General features: G+C 69.5%; 17 protein-coding genes and 1 pseudogene. 16 read left to right on the plus strand and 2 right to left on the minus strand.

From position 1 onward, the window contains the following. Positions 1-112: 112 nt before the first annotated feature. A pseudogene (locus B0W80_RS36505) lies at positions 113-946 on the minus strand (S1C family serine protease); the annotation flags it as partial. Here B0W80_RS36505 and B0W80_RS21630 point away from each other — a divergent pair. The 16 genes from B0W80_RS21630 (at position 873) to B0W80_RS21705 (ending at position 17,813) form a co-directional block, all read left to right on the plus strand. Next, the gene (locus B0W80_RS21630; protein ID WP_077001224.1) at positions 873-1,673 is read left to right on the plus strand and encodes an IclR family transcriptional regulator; all 801 of its coding nucleotides are present in this window, start codon (positions 873-875) and stop codon (positions 1,671-1,673) included. The pseudogene B0W80_RS36505 and the gene B0W80_RS21630 overlap by 74 nt on opposite strands. Before the next feature lie 213 nt (positions 1,674-1,886). Further along, positions 1,887-2,792, plus strand: coding sequence for a dihydrodipicolinate synthase family protein (locus tag B0W80_RS21635; RefSeq protein ID WP_218668931.1), 906 nt, complete (start codon positions 1,887-1,889; stop codon positions 2,790-2,792). Between the two features lie 59 nt (positions 2,793-2,851). Beyond that, positions 2,852-3,850 (plus strand): dihydroxyacetone kinase subunit DhaK, encoded by a 999-nt coding sequence (locus B0W80_RS21640; protein ID WP_077001225.1) that lies wholly within the window; start codon positions 2,852-2,854, stop codon positions 3,848-3,850. Between the two features lies 1 nt (position 3,851). Beyond that, entirely contained in the window at positions 3,852-4,445 is a 594-nt protein-coding gene (locus tag B0W80_RS21645; RefSeq protein WP_077001226.1) for a DAK2 domain-containing protein, read from the plus strand. Between the two features lie 60 nt (positions 4,446-4,505). After that, a complete protein-coding gene (locus B0W80_RS21650) occupies positions 4,506-5,552 on the plus strand; it encodes a DctP family TRAP transporter solute-binding subunit (RefSeq protein ID WP_077001227.1) in 1,047 nt (348 codons plus the stop codon). 57 nt (positions 5,553-5,609) lie between these two features. Beyond that, complete coding sequence (locus tag B0W80_RS21655; protein ID WP_077001228.1) at positions 5,610-6,242, plus strand: TRAP transporter small permease; 633 nt, start codon at positions 5,610-5,612, stop codon at positions 6,240-6,242. Beyond that, positions 6,239-7,516 carry a TRAP transporter large permease gene (locus B0W80_RS21660; protein WP_077001229.1) on the plus strand — a complete coding sequence of 426 codons (1,278 nt, stop codon included), beginning with the start codon at positions 6,239-6,241 and terminating at the stop codon, positions 7,514-7,516. Before B0W80_RS21655 ends, B0W80_RS21660 begins: the two co-directional genes overlap by 4 nt. Positions 7,517-7,550: 34 nt before the next feature. After that, entirely contained in the window at positions 7,551-8,582 is a 1,032-nt protein-coding gene (locus tag B0W80_RS21665; protein WP_077001230.1) for a TRAP transporter substrate-binding protein, read from the plus strand. Further along, complete coding sequence (locus B0W80_RS21670) at positions 8,582-9,976, plus strand: FAD-dependent oxidoreductase (protein ID WP_077001231.1); 1,395 nt, start codon at positions 8,582-8,584, stop codon at positions 9,974-9,976. Before B0W80_RS21665 ends, B0W80_RS21670 begins: the two co-directional genes overlap by 1 nt. Then, positions 9,973-10,845, plus strand: coding sequence for a branched-chain amino acid ABC transporter permease (locus B0W80_RS21675; protein ID WP_077001232.1), 873 nt, complete (start codon positions 9,973-9,975; stop codon positions 10,843-10,845). Before B0W80_RS21670 ends, B0W80_RS21675 begins: the two co-directional genes overlap by 4 nt. Positions 10,846-10,859: 14 nt before the next feature. Beyond that, positions 10,860-12,701 (plus strand): ATP-binding cassette domain-containing protein, encoded by a 1,842-nt coding sequence (locus B0W80_RS21680; RefSeq protein ID WP_179106993.1) that lies wholly within the window; start codon positions 10,860-10,862, stop codon positions 12,699-12,701. 45 nt (positions 12,702-12,746) lie between these two features. Then, positions 12,747-13,886: an ABC transporter substrate-binding protein gene (locus tag B0W80_RS21685; RefSeq protein WP_077001234.1), complete on the plus strand. Its 1,140-nt coding sequence runs from the start codon at positions 12,747-12,749 to the stop codon at positions 13,884-13,886. Next, positions 13,886-14,656, plus strand: a complete 771-nt coding sequence (locus B0W80_RS21690) for an ABC transporter ATP-binding protein (protein WP_256856644.1) — start codon at positions 13,886-13,888, stop codon at positions 14,654-14,656. Before B0W80_RS21685 ends, B0W80_RS21690 begins: the two co-directional genes overlap by 1 nt. Beyond that, positions 14,628-16,088: an FAD-binding oxidoreductase gene (locus B0W80_RS21695; protein ID WP_218668932.1), complete on the plus strand. Its 1,461-nt coding sequence runs from the start codon at positions 14,628-14,630 to the stop codon at positions 16,086-16,088. Before B0W80_RS21690 ends, B0W80_RS21695 begins: the two co-directional genes overlap by 29 nt. Further along, entirely contained in the window at positions 16,085-17,110 is a 1,026-nt protein-coding gene (locus B0W80_RS21700; protein WP_077001235.1) for a Gfo/Idh/MocA family protein, read from the plus strand. Before B0W80_RS21695 ends, B0W80_RS21700 begins: the two co-directional genes overlap by 4 nt. A gap of 121 nt (positions 17,111-17,231) precedes the next feature. Next, entirely contained in the window at positions 17,232-17,813 is a 582-nt protein-coding gene (locus B0W80_RS21705; RefSeq protein ID WP_083745542.1) for a GAF domain-containing protein, read from the plus strand. A 14-nt stretch (positions 17,814-17,827) separates the two neighbouring features. On the opposite strand, the gene B0W80_RS21710 is transcribed toward B0W80_RS21705, so the two are convergent. Beyond that, positions 17,828-18,577 carry a sulfite exporter TauE/SafE family protein gene (locus tag B0W80_RS21710; protein ID WP_077001236.1) on the minus strand — a complete coding sequence of 250 codons (750 nt, stop codon included), beginning with the start codon at positions 18,575-18,577 and terminating at the stop codon, positions 17,828-17,830. Positions 18,578-18,587 lie beyond the last annotated feature (10 nt).

Raw genomic sequence — 18,587 nt, forward strand, 5'->3', positions numbered from 1 at the left:
GGCCGTGCGCGATGAACTCTCCGATCACGAATCGCGCCGTGTTGCTCGACACTGCGAAGGCCAGCCCCTGCGCGCCCGCGATCATGGCCGTGTTGATGCCCACGACCTGCCCCGAGGCCGCCACCAGCGCGCCGCCCGAGTTGCCGGGGTTGAGCGCGGCATCGGTCTGGATCACGTCGTCGATCAGGTGCCCGCTCTGCGAACGCAGCGAGCGCCCGAGCGCGGAGACGATGCCCGCCGTGATGGTCGACTCGAAGCCCAGCGGGTTGCCGATGCCCACCACCAGGTGGCCGCGCTTCAGCCGCTTCGAATCGCCGAGCACGGCGACGGTGGCGCCGCGCGGCAGCTCGGTGCGCAGCAGCGCGAGGTCGGTCGCCGGGTCGTCGCCCAGCACGTCGGCCTCGCGCTCGCTTCCGTCACCCAGGCCGATGCGCGCGCGGCGCGCGCCGGCCACCACGTGGCTGTTGGTCAACACGAGCCCGTCGCCCGCGATCACCACGCCGGAGCCGAAGCCGCCGCGCCGGCCGGCGGCTCCCGCCTGGACCTGAACCCGGACCACCGCAGGCCCGACGCGATCGGCCACGTCGGCGACGGCACGGGAGTAGGCGTCCATCAGCGCGTCGTCCGGCTCGGGGCCGGGCGGCTCCACAGGGTGGAGGTGATCGGGCGAATCGAGGGGATCGGGGTCGGCATCCAGCATCCGGCTCAGTTGGCGTCCGCGCCCACCGCGTGCAAGTGGCCGGGCACCTGCCCTGATGGGCAGGTTGCGGGCGGCGTGTGCGGCTTGTGCGCCCTGTGCAAAAAGAATCTTGATTCCGGATTCCGGACACGCTAAAGTGCGGCTCATCCCGCGACAAGCAGAATCCAGAGACATGGCCGACACCCCCAAGACCCCCAGCCCCGACGACAAGAACCGCATCCAGTCCTTCGGCAAGATGATGGACATCCTCGGCAGCTTCAGCACGGTGAACCGGGCGCTCAGCCTGGCGCAGGTGGCGCAGTCGGCTGGCCTGCCGCGCGCCACCGCCCACCGCATGCTGAGCGCGCTGCGCGAGATCGGCTTCATCCAGCAGGAAGCCCGCAGCGGCCTCTACGGCCTGGGCATCCGGCTGTTCGAGCTGGGCAACCTGGCGCTGACCAACATGGACCTCATGCGCGAGGCCAAGCCCTTCATGGACCGCCTCTCGCGCCTGGCCGGCGAGACGGTGCACCTGGGCGTGTTCGACGGCTACAACGTGATCGTGGTGGAGCGCGAGGAGCCGCAGGAACGCGCCCCGGCGCGCAACCTGAGCGGTACCGAATCCGCGCCCGCCTATTGCACCAGCGTGGGCAAGGCGGTGCTGGCCTTCCAGGGGCCGGAGGTCATCGACCGCATCGTGGCCGCGGGCATGCGGCCCTTCACCGCCAACACGCTGACCACTGCCGAGGCGCTCAACGCCGACCTCTCGGCCACGCGCGAACGCGGCTACGCCATCGACGATTCGGAACACCAGGTCTGGGTGCGCTGCGTCGCCGCACCCATTCGCAATGCGGGCGGCCAGGTGTTCGCGGCCGTCAGCATCACCGGGCCGGCCGACCGCATGACGCCGGAGCGCACGCACCAGTTGTCGGGGCTCGTGATGCAGACGGCCGACTCGGTGTCGCGCCACCTGGGCTACGTCGAAGCCGCCTGATCCGGGGCCCAGCCCTCCCTGCTTTTCTTCTTACGCCGGGTTTTCCCGGATAGGCCAGGCTTTTTCGAATCCGCACAATTACGGAACGTTGTACCGGATTCCGGAACGCTGAAAGTTCAACGTCGAAAGCCCCAGCGGCCCTGACCCGCCGCTGCCAATGCCTCCCGAGGGCCGGACCGTCCGGCCCCGTCCCTGCCACTCAAAGGATTTCTCGTGACCACATCCAGCCCCTCTTCCCTGCGCCAGAAGCTCACCGGCGTGCTGCCTCCCATCACCATGCCTTTCGACGCCAAGGGCGACCTGGTCAAGGGCGGGCTGAAGGAACAGATCGACTTCATCATCGGCGCGGGTGCCCGCGCGGTGGTGGCCGGCGGCAGCACCGGCGAAGGCCACACGCTGACCGACGCCGAATACGAGGCCGTGATGCGCGAGGCCTACGAAGCCACCAACGGCCGCGTGCCCTTCGTGGCCGGCCTGATCGTGCAGAGCACGCGCGACGCCATCGTGCGCACCAACCGCCTGAAGGGCCTGAACATCGAGGCACTGCAGGTCACGCCCGTGCACTACCTGTTCAAGCCCGATGCCGAAGCGACCATCGAGCACTTCCGCGCGATCCACGAAGCGACCAACATCCCGATCCTCATCTACAACGTGATCCCGTGGAACTACCTCAGCGTCGACCTGATGCTGCGGATCATGGAAGAAGTGCCGGGCGTGGTCGGCATGAAGCAGAGCGGCGGCGACCTCAAGTCGGTGTCCGACCTGCTGCTGCGCTGCAAGCCCGACAACCTGGTGCTCTCGGGCGTCGACGCGCTGCTCTATCCCGGCTTCTGCCTCGGCATGCACGGCGCCATCACCGCGCTGACCAGCGCCGTGCCGGGCGTCATCGTCAAGCTGCAGAAGGCCGTGGCCGCCAACGACCACGACACCGCGCGCGAAATCCACTTCAAGCTCAACGCGCTGTGGAACAGCCTCAACCACGACAACCTGCCGGCCTGCGTGAAGTACATCCAGCACCTGCAGGGCGTGTCGATGTTCGAGCCCCGCGCGCCCATGATGCGCGTGACCGAAGCGCAGAAGGACGCCATCAAGAAGACGCTGCAGCCCCTGCTGGGCTGACACGCCGCCCACGCGCCGGGGCCCGCGCCCCGGCCGCGAACGACATCAGGAGACACCCTGTGAAGAAGATCCTCAACCAGCCTTCGGCCTACGTCGACGAGATGCTCGAAGGCCTGTGCGCGGCGCATGCCGGCCACTTCGCGCTCACCGGCGACGACCGGCGCGTCGTGGTGCGCGCGGGCGGGCCGGTGGCCGGCAAGGTGGGCATCGTCACCGGCGGCGGCTCGGGCCATCTGCCGGTGTTCCTGGGCTACATCGGCAACGGCCTGCTCGACGGCTGCGCCGTCGGCAACGTGTTCGCCGGGCCCCGCGTGGCCGATTGCCAGCTCGCGCTCTCGCAGTGCGACAGCGGCGCCGGCGTGCTCGCGCTCTACGGCAACTACGGCGGCGACCGCATGAACTTCGACATGGCCCAGGAGTTCCTGGAGCTCGAAGGCAAGTCGGTCGCCTCGCTGCGCGTGGCCGACGACGTGGCCAGCGCGCCCGCGGACCAGCGCGAGAAGCGCCGCGGCGTGGCCGGCCTCGTCTTCGTCTACAAGATCGCCGGCGCGCGGGCCGCGGCCGGCGCCAGCCTGGCCGAAGTGCATGCCGCCGCCCAGAAGGCCGCCGACGCGGTGCGCTCCATCGGCGTCGCGCTCACGCCGTGCATCGTCCCGGAATCCGGCAAGGCCACTTTCGAGATCGCCGACGACGAGGTCGAGTTCGGCATGGGCATCCATGGCGAGCCCGGCATCTGGCGCGGCAATCTCAAGAGCGCCGACGCACTGGCCGACGAGATGCTCGACCGCCTGCTGCCCGAACTGGGCGCCACGCGCGGCGCGCGCATGGCCGTGCTGGTCAACAGCCTGGGCGCCACGCCGCACGAAGAGCTCTACATCCTCTACCGCCGCATCGCGAGCCGCCTGGCCGACCTGGGCGTGACACCGGTCATGCCGCTGGTGGGCCGCTATGCCACCTCGATGGAGATGGCCGGCGCTTCGCTGTCGCTGATGCCGCTGGACGCCGAACTCGAGGCGCTGCTCCAGGCGCCTGCCGATTGCCCCTTCTGGAAGGTCTGAGATGGACGCGACGATGCTCAAGTCCGCGCTCGGTCGCTGGTCGAAGGCCATGGCCGCCGCCGCGCCCGAGCTCAACGCGCTCGACGGGCGCCTGGGCGACGGCGACCTGGGCGCCACGCTCGAGAAGTGCGCGGCCAACATCGACGCCGCGCTGCCCGGCCTGCCCGAGCGGCTCGACGAGCTGTTCAAAGGCGCGGCCCAGGCCTGCGCCAAGGCCTCGGGCTCCAGCTTCGGCACGCTGCTGGCGGTGGCCTTCCTGGGCGCTGCCAAGTGGGTGCCGCCGCGCGACACGCTGAGCCGTGCAGACCTGGCGGCCCTGCTCACGCAGACCGTGCAGACCCTGTCGGCCCGCGGCGGTGCCGCGCTGGGCGACAAGACCATGCTCGACGCGCTCGACGCCATCGCGCGGGCCATCGCCGCTGCGAAGGACGGCGACGACCTGCGCGCCACTGCCCGCACCGCCGCCGCAGGAGCGCTCGACGCCTTCCGCGACAAACCCAACCGCATCGGTCGCGCGCGCATGTTCGCCGAGAAGTCGATGGGCATGGACGACCCGGGCATGGTCGCCGTGCTGCGCATGACCGAAGCCCTGTAGGCGCACATTCAAGAGACAAGCGACGCACCGCCGCCGCACCCCGATGAAAGGACCCCGACCATGACCGACACCACCACCCGCCCCTTCCTGGCCTCCGCCCGCCGCCGCGTACTGATGGCCGCGCTGCCGCTCGCCCTGTCGCTCGCGCTGCCGATGGCCGCGCAAGCCCAGTCCCGCGATCTCAAGGCCGGCACCAGCATGGCGCCCGACCACCCGGCCGCGCTGCTGCTCAACAAGTTCTCCGAGGTGCTGGCGCAGAAGAGCGGAGGCAAGCTCAAGATGACCGTGCACAACAGCGGCGTGCTCGGCGCCGACATGCAGCAGCAACAGCAGCTGCAGGCCGGCACGCAGGACGTGATGACCACCGGCACCGCCACCATGGCCGGCCAGATCAAGGAGATGGCGATCCTCGACTTCCCCTTCGTCTTCCAGTCCGGCGAGGAGTTCGACCGCACCATGGACGGCGCCATGGGCAAGCTGCTGGCCGACAAGGCCTACGAAAAAGGCTGGGTCGTGCTGGGCTACACGCACAACGGCTTCCGCAACACCACCAACAGCAAGCGCCCCATCACCAAGTGGGAAGACTTCGACGGCCTCAAGCTGCGCGTGATCCAGAACGCGATGTACATCGACATGTTCAAGCAGCTCGGCGCCAACCCGACGCCGATGCCCGTCACCGAGGTCTACACCGCGCTCGAGACCAAGGCGGTGGACGGCCAGGAGAACCCGCTCGCGCAGATCGTCACCATGCGCATGCAGGAAGTGCAGAAGTTCATGAGCCTCACGCAGCACTCGATCAATTCCGAGGGCCTGCTGATGAGCCGCAAGACCTGGGACAAGCTCTCGAAGGACGAGCAGGCCATGGTGATGGCCGCCGCCACCGAGGCCAAACAGTACAAGCGCCAGCAGCTCGCCCTGCTCGAGAAGCAATGGCTCGAAGCCAGCAAGAAGGCCGGCATGCAGGTCAACGAGGTGTCGCTGGCCGAGCGCGAGCGCATGGCCGTGCGCCTGAAGCCGGTGATCGACCGCCAGAACGAGCGCGTGGGCGAAGACTTCGCGCGCCAGTTCTACGCCGAAACGCAGAAGCAGCGCGTCGCCGCCAAGTGATCGCGGCGCGGCCCGTGCCGGAACGCGCAGGCCGCCCGCCCTCTTCGAGGACATCTCATGCAAACAAAGCCCGCTGACAACGCGCAGCGCGGTGCGCTCGACCGCATCGCCGATGCCTACTTCAAGCTGATCGAGCTGGTGCTCGTGCTCTGCCTCGGCGCCATGGTGATCATGGTGCTGGGCAACGTCATCCTGCGCTACGGCTTCAATTCCGGCATCACCGTGTCGGAGGAACTCTCGCGCTTCCTCTTCGTCTGGCTGGTGTTCCTCGGCGCCGTCACCGGCATGCGCGAGAACGCCCACCTGGGCGTCGACATGCTGGTGCGCAAGCTGCCGGTGCTGGGCCGCAAGATCTGCCTGGGCCTGAGCGAGAGCCTCATGCTGCTGTGCTGCGTGCTCTTCTTCTGGGGCACCTGGCAGCAGCACGACATCAACGTGGGCAACCTCGCGCCCGTGTCCGAACTGCCGCTGGAATGGGTGTTCGGCGTGGCCTACGTCAGTGCCGGCTCGATGGCGCTGCTCATCGTCGCCAAGCTGTGGCGGCTCCTCACCGGCCGCATCCGCGACGACGAGCTGATCCAGATCGCCGAATCGGAAGAGCAGGCCGTCATCGACGCCACCACCGCCGACGAAGCCAACCCGGCTCGCAGCACACCGGCGCAAGCCGCCGTCGCAGGAGGCCGGCCATGACCGTCGCCGTTTTCGCCGGCTCCCTCATCGGCGCCATGATGCTGGGCATGCCGATCGCGTTCGCGCTGATCGTCTGCGGCCTCGCGCTGATGGTCTTCATGGGCAATTTCGACGCCCAGATCGTCGCGCAGAACCTGGTCAGCGGCGCGGACAACTTCCCGCTGATGGCCGTGCCCTTCTTCCTGCTCGCGGGCGAGCTGATGAACCAGGGCGGCATGTCGAAGCGCATCGTCGACGCGGCGCTGGCCTGGGTCGGACACCTGCGCGGCGGCCTGGGCTACGTGGCCGTGGCGGCCTCGATCATGATGGCCTCGATCTCGGGCTCGGCCATTGCCGACACCGCCGCCATCGCCGCGCTGCTGATCCCGATGATGCGCAGCGCCGGCTACAACATCCCGCGCTCCACCGGGCTGATCGCGGCCGGCGGCATCATCGCGCCGGTGATCCCGCCTTCGGTCGGGCTGGTGCTGTTCGGCGTGGCCGGCGGCGTGTCGATCACCAAGCTCTTCATCGCCGGCATCGTGCCGGGCATCCTGCTGGGCCTGGCACTGGCCGTGACCTGGTTCATCGTCGCGCGTCGCGACAAGGTGGCCGTGACCACGTCGATGCCGATGGCCGAGCGCGTGCGGCTCACCGTGCGGGGCTTCTGGGCCTTCGTGCTGCCGATGATCATCGTCGGCGGCCTGAAGTTCGGCGTGTTCACGCCCACCGAGGCGGCCGTGGTCGCCGCCGCCTACGCCTTCATCGTCGGCAAGTTCATCTACCGCGAGCTGCAATGGAACATGCTCTACGGCGTGATGCTCTCGGCCGCCAAGACCACCGCGGTCGTGATGTTCATGGTGGCCGCGGCGCTGGTGTCGGCCTGGCTGATCGCCATGGCCAACATCCCCGCGCAGGTGACCGAGATGATGCGGCCCTTCCTGGGCAACCCGACGCTGCTGATGTTCGCGCTGATGGTGCTGGTGGTGATCGTGGGCACCGCGCTCGACTTCGCGCCCACCATCCTGATCCTCACGCCGGTGCTGATGCCGATGGTCAAGGAAGCCGGCATCGACCCGGTGTACTTCGGCGTGCTGTTCGTCATCAACAACGCGATCGGCCTCATCACCCCGCCGGTCGGCACGGTGCTCAACGTGGCGAGCGGCGTGGCCAAGGTGCCGATGGGCGACGTCATCAAGGGCGTGATGCCTTTCATGATCGCGCAGCTCATCGTGCTCTTCCTGCTGGTGCTGTTCCCGAGCATCGTGCTCGTGCCGCTCAAGTGGCTGCACTGAAGTCCGCATCGACCTTCACAACAAGGAGACTCTCATGACCACCCGTCCATCGCTCCGCCGCTGGCTCGCGGCCCTGCCCAGCGCCGCGCTCGCCCTGCTGGCTGCCGGCGCCCAGGCCGCCGACATCAACCAGCGCCAGATCAAGTTCGCCTTCGTCAACAACGCCGAGCATTCGCAGGGCATCGGCGCCAAGCGCTTCGCCGAGATCGTGGCGCAGAAGAGCGGCGGCAAGATCAACGTGCAGCTGTTCCCGGCCGGCGTGCTGGGCGGCGACCTGCAGGTCATCTCGTCGCTGCAGGGCGGCACGGTCGAGATGACGGCCATCAGCGCCGGCCTGCTGGTGGGCCGCGACAAGGCCTTCGGCATCTTCGACTTCCCCTTTCTGTTCGCCAACGCGAAAGAGGCCGACTCGGTGGTCGATGGCCCCTTCGGCAAGCGCATGAACGAGCGCACGCTGGCGCAGGGCCTGGTCAACCTGAGCTGGTGGGACATCGGCTTTCGCAGCGTCGCCAACACCAAGCGCCCGATCGTCAAGGCCGAGGACATCAAGGGCCTGAAGATCCGCGTGATCCAGTCGCCGATCTACGTCGACTTCTTCCGCACGCTCGGCGCGAACCCGGTGGCCATGCCTTTCTCGGAGCTCTACACCGCGATGGAGACGCGCACCGTCGACGCGCTGGAGAACCCGATCTCCAACGTGGAGGTGAACAAGTTCTACGAGGTGTCGAAGTACCTGTCGATCACCAACCATATGTACAACCCCATGATGATCATGTTCAGCAAGAAGATCTGGGACCAGTACACGCCCGACGAGCGCCAGCTGCTCACCGCCGCCGCCGAGGAAGCCAAGCTCTACCAGCGCAAGGTCTCGCGCGACCAGGACGCGCAGTCGCTCGCCACGGTCAAGAAGGCCGGCCTGCAGGTCAACGAAGTCGCGCCCGCCGAGCTGGCCAAGATGCGCCAGACCGCGCAGCCGGTGATCGACAAGTACCGCAAGGAAGTCGGCGAGGACATCGCCGACGCGATGGACAAGGCGGTGCAGGAAGCCCGCGCGGCGGCCAAGTGATGGCGCTGCGGCACATCGACGAACCCGCGCGCCGCACCCCGCTGGTCGACGACTACCAGGTGGTCGTGGCCGGCGGCGGCACGGCCGGCGTCATTGCCGCCATCGCAGCCGCGCGCAACGGCGCGCGCACGCTGCTGGTGGAACGCGGCGGCTTCCTGGGCGGGCACATCGCCTCGCAGCTGCTGGAGCACAGCGCCGGCTGGTTCGACGCACGCGGCACGCGCATCGTCGGCGGCCTGCCGCAGGAGCTGGTCGACCGGCTCGTGGCCGCGGGCGCCTCGCCGGGCCACGTGCGCGACGACACCGGCTACACGCTGTCGCGCGTGCCGGTGAACCACGAGCTTTTCAAGTCGGTGGTCACCGCCATGTGCCACGAGTCGGGCGTGGACCTGCTGATGTTCTCGCCGGTGGTTCAAGTGCTGCGCGACGGAGACCGGCTCACGGCCGTCATCGTCGAGAACAAGTCCGGCCGCACCGCCTACGCCGCCGGCGCGGTGGTCGATTGCACCGGCGACGCCGACGTGGCCGAGCGCGCAGGTTGCGCCTTCCTGTCCGAGCAAACTGGCGCAGGCGACACGCAACCCGTGAGCCTGCTCTTCAAGCTGGGCGGCATCGACCATGCGGCGCTGCTCGACCACGTCGACGCGCATCCCGAACAGTTCAAGCTGGGCGTCGCACCTGCTGCACTGCGCGGCGAGGCGCACGTCAACCTGTGGGGCTTCGGCCCGCAGCTGAAGCAGGCGCATGCCGATGGCGTGGTCTCGCTCGCGCGCAACGAACTGCACTACAGCGGTTGGGCGCTCACTGGCGAAGCGGTGATCAACGTGACGCGCTGCGCGGTCGACGCGACGCGCGCCGACGAGATGGGCCGTGCCGAGGTCGTTCTGCGCCGCCAGGTGCAGGAGTTCACCGAGTTTTTCCGGCGCTATATCCCGGGCGCGCAGAACTGCTTCCTCTCGGCCAGCGCCTCTTGCGTGGGCGTGCGAGAGAGCCGACGCATCCGCGGCCGCACGGTGCTGCGCGACGACGACGTGCGCCGCGGCGCGCGCTTCGCCGACGGCGTGCTGCGCGGCGGCTTCCCGATCGACAGCCACGATCCGAAAGGCGCGAGCCTTGACGCGGCCGAGCACGTGGCCGGCGGCTACGACATTCCGCTGGGCGCATTGCTGCCCGAGCGCATCGACGGCCTGCTGGTGGCCGGCCGCTGCATCTCGGCCGAGCGCCGGGCGCTGGCCAGCGCGCGCATCACCGGCACCTGTATGGCCATGGGCCAGGCCGCCGGCACCGCGGCCGCGCTGGCCGCGCACGACGGCCTGGCGCCCGGCGCCATCGACGTCACGCTGCTGCAGCGCACGCTGAAGGCGCAGGGCGCGATCCTCGGAGACGGCGCATGACGGGACAGATCGTCATCAGCGGCCTGGCCATGGGCGCCATCTACGCGCTGATCGCACTGGGCTACGCCTTCGTCTGGCGCACGATGGCGATCGTCAACTTCGCGGCCGGCGAGTTCGTCACCTTCTCGGCCTACATCTTCGTCGCCACCTTCGTCACCGCCCTGGGCTTTCCCTTCCTCGTCGCGGCGCTGTCGGCGGCGGTGGTGATGGCGCTGCTGGGCGCCGTGTTCTCGCGCGTGGTGTTCGCGCGGCTGCAGTCGCAGCGGCCGCTGGTATCGATCATCGCCACCGTCGGGCTGGGCATCTTCCTCAAGGAAATGGCGCACATCATCTACGGGCCCGAGCCGCTGCTGTACCCCAGCCCGCTGGGCCAGGGCGGCTTCCAGTTCCTGGGCATCACCGTGGCCTGGCAGCAGCTGCTGATCCTCGGCGTGGTGGTCGTGCTGACGCTGCTGCAGCAGCTCGTGCTGCGCCGGACCATGGTGGGCAAGATGATGCGCGCCGTCGCGCAAGACCGCGACACCGCGGCGCTGATGGGCATCCCGGTGCAGAAGGTGCTGGCCGGCACCTTCGCCTATTCGAGCGTGCTGGCCGCGCTGGCCGGCATCCTGCTCGCACCGCTCTTCTTCGTGACCACCGAGATGGGCGGCATGGTCGGCCTCAAGGGCTTCGTCGCGATGATCATCGGCGGCTTCGGCAGCATCCCGGGCGCAATCGTCGGCGGGCTGCTGCTGGGCGTGGGCGAGAACCTGGGCGCGTACTGGATCTCGTCGACCTACAAGGACGCCATCGCCTTCGTGCTGCTGCTGCTCTTCCTCGCAGCGCGCCCACAGGGCCTGCTGCCCGAGCGGCAAGCGGACAGAGCATGACGCAGGAAGCCACGATGACCACACGCAAGCTCCTGCTCGCCGCGATCCTCGCCGCCTTCGCCGTGCTGCCCTGGGCCGGCGGCATCAGCAGCTACTGGGTGCACATCCTCAACCTGACCTGGATCGCCGCCATCGCGGCGCTGGGCCTCAACATCGCCACCGGCATGACCGGCCAGATCGTGCTCGGCCAGGCCGCGCTGATGGGCGTGGGCGCCTACGCCACCGGCCTCGCGATGGTGCGCCTGGCCCTGCCGTGGTGGGTGGCGCTGCCGGGCGCGATGGTGATCGCGGCACTGGTCGGCGTGGCGCTGGGCCTGCTGTCGATGCGCATCAAGGGCCACTACCTCGCCATCGTCACGCTGGCGCTCAACGAGATCTTCCGCCAGGTGGTGCTCAACGAGGACAAGGTCACCGGCGGCCCGATGGGCCTGCGCGACGTGCCCGCGCCCTCGCTCTTCGCCGGGCTCGGCGCGGATGCCGACATGCAGCTCTACCTGCCGCTGCTGGCCGCGATGGTGGCGGTGTACGCGGTGGCGCTGCGCCTGTACGGCCACAAGCTGGGCCGCCAGATGCGCGCGGTGCGCGACGACGAGCTGGCGGCCGAATCGATGGGCGTGAACTCGCGCGCCACCAAGATCCGCGCCTTCGTGCTGTGCAGCGTGTTCGGTGCGCTGGCGGGCGGCCTCTACGTGCTGGTCAACGGCTTCTGCTCGCCCAACAACTTCCTGATTGCCGAGAGCATCAAGCTGCTCTTGATGACGGTGATCGGCGGCCTGGGCTCGATCGGCGGCACGGTGCTCGGCGCGGCGGTGGTCACCATCCTGCCCGAGGCACTGCGCGACCTGCAGCTCTACTACATGGCGGCCTTCGGGCTCGGCGTGGTGGTGGTGCTGCTCGTGGCGCCGCGCGGGCTGGGCATCGTCGGCGACTGGCTGCTCGCGCCCTGGCTGCCGCGCACCGCGCATGGTCGCCAGCCGGGCGGCATCCTGGGGCTGCCCGAGGCACCCGCCGACGCGCCGGAGCCCCCGCGGCCGATGCCACCGGGCGACGACGCTCCCGTGCTGATGCGCGTGCGCGGCGTGGCCAAGCACTTCGGCGGCGTCTACGCGCTGCAGAACGTGGGCCTCGACGTGCGCGAAGGCGAAATCCTCGGCGTGATCGGCCCCAACGGCTCGGGCAAGTCGACCTTCATCAATGCCTGCTCGGGCATCGTGCGAGCCGACGCCGGCACCATCGAACTCGGCGGCGAAGACATCACCCGGCTCGCGCCCTGGGACATCCATGCCCGCGGCGTGGCGCGCATCTTCCAGAACGTGCGGCTGTGGGACTCGATGACGGTGCTCGAGAACGTGATGCTGGCCTGGCGCGCCCCCGGCGGCGAAGCGGCCGCCTCGAACGAGGAAGCGGCACGCACCGCCGCCCGCGAGGCGCTCGACGCGATGGGCATCGGCTTCCTGGCCGAGCGCCGCGCGGGTGACCTGTCCTTCGGCCAGAGCCGGCTGGTGGAGCTGGCCCGCGCCACCGTCACGCGCCCACGCCTGCTGCTGCTCGACGAGCCCGCGGCCGGCCTGCGCGGCGGCCTGGTCATGGAGCTGGCCGGCATTCTGCAGCGGCTGCGCGCGCAGGGCACCACCGTGCTGGTGGTGGAGCACCGCATCAAGCTGGTGATGGCGATGTGCGACCGCGTGGTCGTGCTGAACCTCGGCGAAAAGATCGCCGAGGGCACGCCCGCGGCCATCCAGGCCGACCCGGCCGTGATCGAGGCCTACCTGGGCGAGCGCGCCGGCTACGACGCGGCGCACGCCCTTCCAAATCCGCAGGACGACGCGGCGCTGCCGGCGCTGCGGACGGCCTGACCCCCTCACTGCACCCGACCACCAACGACAACGGAGACACGACACATGGCATTCGCAACCCGCCCCCTCGCCGCGCTCGCCGCCGCACTGGCCTTCACCGGCGGCCTGGCAGCGACCGCGCCCGCCGCCGCGCAGGAGGGCGTCACCATCGGCGCCGCCGCACCGCTCACCGGGCCCCGCGCCAACCTCGGCCGCTACTTCAAGCAGGGCGTCGAGATGGCGGTGGAAGAAATCAACAAGAGCGGCGGCGTGCTCGGCAAGCCGATGAAGGTGGTGTTCGAGGACGACCAGGCCGACAACCCCAACGTGGCCATCAACGCCGTGAACAAGCTGGTGAAGATGCACAAGGTGCAGGCCTTCCTCGGCCCGCACTTCTCGGTGGCGCAGCTCGCCACCCAGAAGATCTACTGCGACAACGCGGTGTCGGTCACCGGCGCCAGCGGCGTGCCCGTCACCGCCAACAACTGCAAGACCGTGATCCGCAACCGCGCCAACGACAACCTGCAGGCCAAGGCGCTGGTGGAGTACGCGCGCAACACGCTGAAGATCGACAAGCTGGGCGTGCTGTCGATCAACGACGACTTCGGCAAGGCCGGCTCGGCGCGCGTGATCCAGCAGATCGAGGCCGCGGGCCTGAAGCCCGTGCGCGTGGAGTCGCACAACCCCGAAGACAAGGACTTCTCGGCCCAGCTAGGTCGCTTGCGCGATGCCGGCGTGGGCCTGGTGATCATGTGGACCCACGACAACGAGGCCGCGCTGATCGTGCGCCAGGCCAAGCAGCTGGGCTTGACCATGAAGTTCGCCGGCAGCACCTCGCTGAGCCAGCCGGTCTTCGTCAAGCTCGCGGCCGATGCCGGCGACGGCGCCTTGAGTTCCAGCGACTTCGTGCCCGGCAACCCCGACCCGGCCGTGCAGGAGTTCGTCAAGAAGTACGAGGCCCGCACCAAGACCGAAGCCGAGCTTTACGCCGCCACGTACTACGACGCGGCCTGGATGCTGTCGAAGGCCATCAACCAGGCCGGCTCCACCGAGCCCGCGAAGGTCCGCGAGGCCTTCAACAAGCTCCAGCACAAGGGCGTGCTGGCCGACTACCGCTGCGAGGCCAACGGCGACTGCAACCACCAGATCAACATCATCGAGATCCAGAAGGGCCAGCCGGCGGTCAAGACCACGGTGCGCTTCTGATGACGCAGGCCGTGCTCGACCTGGCCCGCCCGGTGGCTGCGCCCACCGGCGACGCGCCGATGGTGCTGGACATCCGCGCCGCCGATGCCTTCTACGGCAAGGCGCAGGTGCTGTTCGGCGTCAGCGTGTCGGTGCGGCGCGGCCAGGTGGTGTCGCTGATCGGCGCCAACGGCGCGGGCAAGTCCACCACGCTCAACCTCGTGATGGGGCGGCTGCGGCCGGCCACGGGCAGCGTCGAGCTCGATGGCCGCTCGATCGCGGGCCTCTCGACCGAATCCATCATCGCCGCCGGCGTAGCCTGCGTGCCGCAGCGTCGGCGCATCTTCTCCACCTTGACCGTGCTGGAGAACCTGGAGGTCGGCGCCTACGTGCGCCGCAAGGACCGCGCCGGCGTGGCGCGCACGCTCGAGGAGGTCTGCGCCCTCTTCCCCGTGCTCGCGAAGAAGGCGCACATGATGGGCGGCGTGCTGTCCGGCGGCGAGCAGCAGATGCTGGCCATCGGCCGCGGGCTCATGTCCAACCCGTCGCTGCTGTTGCTGGACGAGCCGTCGATGGGCATTTCGCCCAAGCTCACGACCGAGATGTTCGCCGACATCCGCCGCATCGCGGAGACCGGCCGCACGGTGCTCATCGTCGAACAGAACGCCTATGCGGCGCTCGGCATATCCGACCACGGCTACGTGCTGGAGAACGGCGCGGTGGCCCTCGAAGGGCCGGCCGCGCGCCTGATGCATGACGACTATGTCCGACAGACCTACCTCGGCGCCTGACCCCCACCGCGCCCGGACCGCGCAGCGCGTGCAGGCCCTGCTGCCGGCGCTGCGCGAGCGCTTCGGCGAGCGCGTCTCCATTGCCGGCGCGGTGCTCGACCACCATGCCGGGGGCGGCGAGGGCGTGCCCATCAGCAGCCGGCCCGACGCGGTGGTGTTCCCGCTGGACAACGACGAGGTGGCCTTCGTCGCGCGCTGCTGCAACGACGCAGGCATCCCCATCGTGCCCTACGGCACCGGCACGGGGCTCGAAGCGCACGTGGCCGCGGTGCATGGCGGCATCAGCCTCGACCTCTCGCGCATGGACCGCATCCTGACGGTGAGCGGCGATTCGCTGGACTGCCGCGTGCAGGCCGGCGTCACGCGCCTGCAGCTCAACGCCGCCGTGCGCGACCAGGGCCTGTTCTTCCCCATCGACCCGGGCGCGAACGCCAGCCTGGGCGGCATGGCGTCGACCCGCGCTTCCGGCACCGCCGCGGTGCGCTACGGCACCATGCGCGACGCGGTGCTTGGCCTCACGGTGGTCACGGCCGACGGCCGCATCGTGCGCACCGGCACGCGGGCGCGCAAGACCGCGGCCGGGCTGGACCTGACGCGGCTGTTCGTGGGCGGCGAGGGCGTGCTGGGCATCGTCACCGAAGTGCAGCTGCGGCTGTGGGGCCTGCCCGAGACGGTGCAGGCCGCGGTCTGCCAGTTCGCGAGCGTCGAGGCCGCCATGCAGGCCGTGATCGGCACGCTGCAGATGGGCATCCCGGTCGCGCGCATCGAGCTGCTCGACGCCGTGCAGATGGGCGCCTGCATCGCCTACTCGAAGCTCGAAGGCATGCAGCCGCAGCCCACTCTTTTCGTCGAGTTCCACGGCACGCCGGCCTCGGTACGCGAGCAGATCGAGATGGTCGAGCAGCTGGCCGGCGACGCCGGCGGCAGCGGCTTCGCCTGGGCCGAGCGGCCCGAGGACCGCAGCCGCCTGTGGAAGGCGCGCCACGACGTGACCTATGCCAACCTGGCCTTGCGCCCGGGCTGCCGGATGATCGGCACCGACGCCTGCGTGCCGATCGCCGAACTGGCCGAATGCATCGCGCAGACGCTCGACGACGTGGCACGCAGCGGCCTGGTCGCGCCGCTGGTGGGCCACGTGGGCGACGGCAACTTCCACCTCGGCATCCTGTTCGATCCGGCCAACGGCGAAGAGCGCGAACGTGCCGAAGCATTGGCCGAGCGCGTGTCGCTGCGCGCCATCGACTTCGGCGGCACCTGCACCGGCGAGCACGGCATCGGCCTGCACCGCCGGCACCAGCTCGTGGCCGAACACGGCGAGGGCGTGGAATTGATGCGCGCGATCAAGCAGGCGCTCGATCCCAAGGGCATCATGAACCCGGGCAAGATGTTCCTGCCCGTCGAATCGTCGAACCAGAAGGAAGCGGCACCATGAGTCAGGAATCCGTCGGCTGGGGCTTCGTCGGCGCCAGCACCATCGCACGCGAACACATGCTGGCCGCGGTGCGCGCGCAGCCCGGCCACGCCGTGGTGGCGGTCGCCAGCGGCGATGCCGCGCGCGCCGAGGCTTTCGCCAAGGAGCACGGCATCGCCCGCGGCTACGGCGGCATCGCCGCGCTGCTGGAAGACCCGGCCGTGCAAGCGGTCTACATCAGCAGCACCAACGAACAGCACTGCAGCCAGGCGCTCGCCGCGCTGGCCGCGGGCAAGCACGTGCTGTGCGAGAAGCCGCTGGCCACCACGCTCGAGGATGCGAAGCGAATGGTCGCCGCCGCGCGCGAAGCCGGCCTGGTCTTCGCCACCAACCACCACCTGCGCAACGCGGCGACGCATCGCAAGGTGCGCGCGCTGATCGACGGCGGTGCGATCGGCCGGCCGCTGTTCGCCCGCGTCTTCCACGCGATCTACCTGCGGCCGCAGGTTCAGGGTTGGCGGGTCGACAACCCGGCCGCCGGCGGCGGGGTGATCCTCGACATCGGCGTGCACGCGGTCGACACCCTGCGTTTCGCGTTGGCGGCCGAGCCTGTGGAAGCCATCGGCATGGCCCAGGCCGGCTTCCTCTCGAAGAACGGCGCCGAAGACGGCGTGATGGCGGTGCTGCGCATGGACAATGGCGTGCTCGCACAGATCCACGCCGCCTATACCGTACGGCACGCCGACACCGGCTTCGAGGTCCATGGCGAACAAGGCTCAATCGTCGCGCGCGACGTGATGACGGTCAGGGCGGCGGGCCAGGTGCTGCTGCGCGATGCCGAGGGCGAGCGTGCCGTGCCGGTCGAGCACGAGGGGCTGTACGTGGTGGGCGTACGTCGCTTCTGCGAGGCCATGGCTGGACGGGGCCGCCCCGCGGCGAGCGGCGAGGACGGCGTGCGCTCGCTCGAGGCCGCGCTGGCCATCGTCGAGGCCTGCAAGAGCGGCCGCAGCGTGCGCATCGCACCGCCCGACGCCGTCCGCTGAGCGCAGGTCGAAGCAGAACTTTTCCTCGGCATCCGCACGCTTGATGCGGTTGCGCAACGAAATCTTCTTGTCAGGCACGTAAAGTGCACCGTACATTGCGAAAAATTCGACGAGGACGGGAATGGACTCAGGCGACCGCGCCGGCGGCGAGGCCTTCGTGCATCGCACACGCGCAACGGCGGCGGCTTTCACGCGGCAACTCAAGCTCTATGCGACGGTCACGTCCGACGCGGACGACGCACGCATCGACCGGGCCGTGCGCGACGTGCTCAAGCTGGTGCGCGAGCACCTGCAGATGGACCTGGCTTTCGTCTCCAACGTGCGGGACGGCCGCCGCGCCTTTCGCAACATCGACCCGCCAGACGGCCGGCAGTTGATCGAGGAAGGCGCTTCCGACCCCGAAGAGGTCAGCTTCTGCCGCCAGGTCATCGACGGCCGGCTGCCCCAGCTGGTGACAGACGTGGAAAGCTACGCGGGCCGGGCCCAGCTTCCGCCCACGCCGTTCCGCATCGGCGCCCACATGAGCGTGCCCATCACGCTGGTGGACGGCACCGTCTACGGCACGCTGTGCTGCTTCAGCTTCGCGCCCAACCCGACCCTGGTCGATCGCGACCTCAAGCGCCTGCAGATGGCGGCGCAGATGGCGGCGCGGCTGGTCGACCAGGCGCGCCGCAACGGCAAGGACATCAGCCAGGCCGATTGATCCGGCCGCGCCGGCTAGAGCCATGCGGCGCGTGCGATCAACGCGCCGATCATGACGAACAGGAAGCAGCGCAGCAGCGCGCGAAAGCGCGCCTCGGAGAACCGGTTGGCCAGGCCGTTGCCGAGGTAGTAGGCGGCGCCGCTGGCCGCGGTGCCGAGCACCATGGCCATGCCGCCGACATGCGGAACGCTCGTCACCGAGATCAGCCCGACCTGGATGGCCTTCGCCAGCGCGAAGCAAAGGTTCAGCACGACAAGCTGCTCGATGCGGTTCAGCCGCGCGAACGCACCGTAGAGCAACGCGAAAGGCGCACCGACGTTCAACGCCGATTCAGTCATGCCGGCCAGCCCGCCGAACACGGCGCCGGCCTTCTCGCGCGATGCCGTTTCGGGCGGCTGCCAGCGCGCCAGGGCCCAGGTGGTCAGCACGCTGGTTGCCAGCAACGAGGCCAGCAGCAACAGCGAAACCCGCTCCGGCAGGCCCGCCTGCAGCGCCGCGCCGAGCGTTGCGCCGACGGCGATGGCCGGCAGCAGGCTCGACGGAATGCGGCACAGCCGCAGCTGCCGGCGGTGGACGGCCAGCCAGGACGAGGCCATCAGCAGCGAGGGCACGGCCACCATGAGCACCGCCACGCGGTAGTCGAGGAACAGCGCCAGCAGCGGCGTCGCGATCATCGCGAAGCCCAGGCCGAAGATGCCGTGCGCGAATCCCGCGGTCGCGAGGATCGCCACGCTGGCCCACAGCGGCCACTCGAAGACGAACATGCGGCACCGC

Origin of the sequence: Variovorax sp. KK3 (assembly GCF_001984055.1) — a bacterium.
GTDB lineage: Bacteria > Pseudomonadota > Gammaproteobacteria > Burkholderiales > Burkholderiaceae_C > Variovorax.